Origin of the sequence: Companilactobacillus huachuanensis (assembly GCF_005404815.1) — a bacterium.
GTDB classification, from domain to species: domain Bacteria; phylum Bacillota; class Bacilli; order Lactobacillales; family Lactobacillaceae; genus Companilactobacillus; species Companilactobacillus huachuanensis.
This window is the reverse complement of the sequence record NZ_BJDF01000046.1, coordinates 1-2,769: the sequence shown is the minus strand read 5'-3', so window position 1 is coordinate 2,769 and position 2,769 is coordinate 1. Positions and strand designations below refer to the sequence as shown.

The window sequence follows — 2,769 nt, the reverse complement described above, 5'->3', positions numbered from 1 at the left end:
TCATCGAAGTGGGCGCAATGCTGGAACCACTCGGCGAACGGGTAGCCGCTCTGACCGCTGAGCAACGGAAATATTTCATCAGTCGAGTGCTGGCCAACTGGGAAGCCTTGATGGGAACCAAGGGGAACAATCAGCACCAGGGCGATGCGTAAGCAGTGCCCTAGTGCGTCCTGCAGCCGCCATTTTTCGTGATGCGCCCGATTTTGGTTTGCCTACACCCAAAAGCGGGTATGGCTTTCCTCAACCCCGGAAAAGCCCCCTTCGGGGCTGGGGGAGGGGGTAAGGTTTTCCCTACACCGGGGGACCCCCAAGAGCGCTCTATACCGGATATGGTTCAATGCCTACTTGACAACCTGAACGGATGAGTTAGGTTGGGAGAAGGCCAAAAAAAACCCCGCAACGCTGGCAGGCGTCCGGGGCTATGGCGTCACCTGTTAGAGAGGTTCCGCATGTCACCACCCTACCAACCCGCCCTGTTTGAGTCCAGCCTTCCAAAATGGCTGGCCTGCACCGATGAACTGGCTGCCGGCATCCAGCACCACCCACGCCAGAAGGCCCTCAAACGTGCCTACATCGACCCCAACCCCTCGGCGCTGGTTTGGGCCATGGTGTTCGACGTGGACCGCCCAGAGGCCGCTACAGCGTGGCAGGATGCCCCTACGGAGTGCCCTCGGCCCAACTGGGTCACCCAGAACCCCCGGAACGGTCATGCGCATCTGGGCTACGTGCTGGCCTCTCCGGTGTCCAGGACACTGAAAGCACGGGCGACCCCTCAACGGTTCTTGGCTCGCATTCAGCACGGCCTGACCATGGCCCTCGATGCGGACAGGGCCTACACCCACCGGCTGACCAAGACCCCCGACCATCCCACCTGGCGCACATTTTGGGAGCGCCCTGACCCCTACGAGCTGGGGGAGTTACGTGACTACCTTGGCGACCGTCTGCCGCTGCGTATCGCACGACTGGAAGCGGTGGGGGAGGGGAGGAACGTCACGCTGTTCGATGGCCTGCGGAAGTGGGCATATCGAGCACGGTTGGGCTACTCGGATTGGCACCTGTGGGAGCGTGCTTGTCGCTCCCACGCTGACGCCTTAAACGCCTTTGCCAGCCCACTCACAACACGAGAAGCGCATCAGGTGGCCAAGAGCGTTGCCAAGTGGACGTGGACCAACATCACGCCAACCGCTTTTTCAAAAATACAGGCAGAAAGAGGAAGCCAGAACGGAGCGAATAAAAAAATCGCTGCGATGGATTTCACCGCTGAAATTGTGAGGTATGCCCGATGATGCCCGTTCGCCAAAAACGAAAAAAAACCGCCAAGGAAGTCGCCAAACATTTTGGCGTATCGGAACGCACTGTCCGCAACCACATGGCGGAGGAACGGGACACCTACGAAGCCCGAGCAGACTACCGGCGCAATCTGGCCGGGACCATGCGAGCGCAAGGGAAATCATGGGCTGAAATCGCCGCGGCGGTTGGGGGCAGCGAATGGTCTGCCCGTGCGTTGGTGAGGCGCTATCGCACCTCACTGGCGGAGCCTACCGGCCCCGCCCCATCCCCCACCCCTTGCGGGGCGGGGTTGTGATGGGAGGGGAAGGGGAAAGGCCCTGACGGGCCACCCTCCGGGCTTTGAGCATGGTTACGAGGTCCACCATCACCCTGCGGAACCGGTCAACAACCACACCACGGGCCTGCATGGCGAACGCCTTCGGCCCTTGATGTTGGGTCGGTTCGCGGTCGATGCCTTGGGCCTTCAACGAGCGGTGGTCAATGCGTGCTGGTGAGTTGGCCAAGGTCAACGCATGGTTGGCATAGCGTGCCCATTCGGCTCGCCAATGGTCTAGGTATTGCTTGTCATTCCAGTCGCGGTTTTTATTTTTGAACCCGTCCTGGTCAATGTCTCGCATCGTGGTCATCAGGTGGAAATGGGGGTTGTCTCCACCGATGTGATGGAAAGCAATCGTTGCACACATGCCCCGGTCAACGAACTCTTTTTGGACGAACGCACGGGCCAGCGTGGCACACTGCTGGGGGGTCAGTTCGCGGGGCAGGGCAATGTCGAACTCGCGGCAAAGTTGAGCGTCTTTGCGCTTCTCGATGGTCTCCACATTGGCCCACAACTGAGCCGGGTCCGATGCCCAAGCCGGAGCGTTGTCGGGGGCAAGCGTCAGCGAGCCAGACACGCCACCCTTGCGGCTGAAATCATGGCGCAGGCCGGTGCGAGGATCTTCCAACGCAACGCCAAGGCGATAGGCAGCAGCAGCAACGGACGAACGTCCTTCGCTGCGCTTTATCACCTGTGCGTGGAGGTGGAAGATTGCCATGTTTTGCTGTTGCTCCTGTTGTGGTTTTTGCTTTGCTCTTAGCCCCGCAGGGCGCACACATCGCGAAGCGATGTATAAGTGCGCTATTGCTGGTGCTTCGCTTCGCTCTGCGCAATAGATTTTGGGCTGCTCGCTTCGCTCGCTTGCGCCCCTCTTTCATTCAAGCAGGCTTTGCGATTTCGTCAATGCAGTCTTGCCAGCGTCGGATTTTTTGTTACTCGTTAGGGAACATCACAACGAGGAAAAAAATCCATGACGACTAAAACACCAAGCCAACGCATTGCCCTGCTCGAAGCGAAGTTAGCGAGAGCCAAGGCCGACGAACGCAAGCAACGAACACGGCGGCTCATCGAAGTGGGCGCAATGCTGGAACCACTCGGCGAACGGGTAGCCGCTCTGACCGCTGAGCAACGGAAATATTTCATCAGTCGAGTGCTGGCCAACT

3 protein-coding genes are annotated in these 2,769 nt (G+C 59.4%); 2 read left to right on the top strand and 1 reads right to left on the bottom strand.

Features of this window, described 5'->3' with window-relative positions; genetic code table 11:
* Positions 1-449 precede the first annotated feature (449 nt).
* Positions 450-1,286: a replication initiation protein gene (locus tag FFM71_RS13230; protein ID WP_029214130.1), complete on the top strand. Its 837-nt coding sequence runs from the start codon at positions 450-452 to the stop codon at positions 1,284-1,286.
* A gap of 252 nt (positions 1,287-1,538) precedes the next feature.
* Here the strand turns inward: FFM71_RS13230 and mobQ are convergent, their stop codons facing one another.
* Positions 1,539-2,324, bottom strand: a complete 786-nt coding sequence (mobQ, locus tag FFM71_RS13225) for a MobQ family relaxase (protein ID WP_137612614.1) — start codon at positions 2,322-2,324, stop codon at positions 1,539-1,541.
* 252 nt (positions 2,325-2,576) lie between these two features.
* Between mobQ and FFM71_RS13220 the strand changes: the two genes are divergently transcribed.
* A partial coding sequence (locus FFM71_RS13220) for a hypothetical protein (protein WP_137612613.1) occupies positions 2,577-2,769 on the top strand: 193 nt, incomplete at its 3' end.

Coding starts and splice junctions, on each gene's coding strand:
- FFM71_RS13230 (WP_029214130.1), top strand. CDS start 450: ATGTCACCACCCTACCAACCCGCCCTGTTTGAGTCCAGCCTTCCAAAA.
- mobQ (WP_137612614.1), bottom strand. CDS start 2,324: ATGGCAATCTTCCACCTCCACGCACAGGTGATAAAGCGCAGCGAAGGA.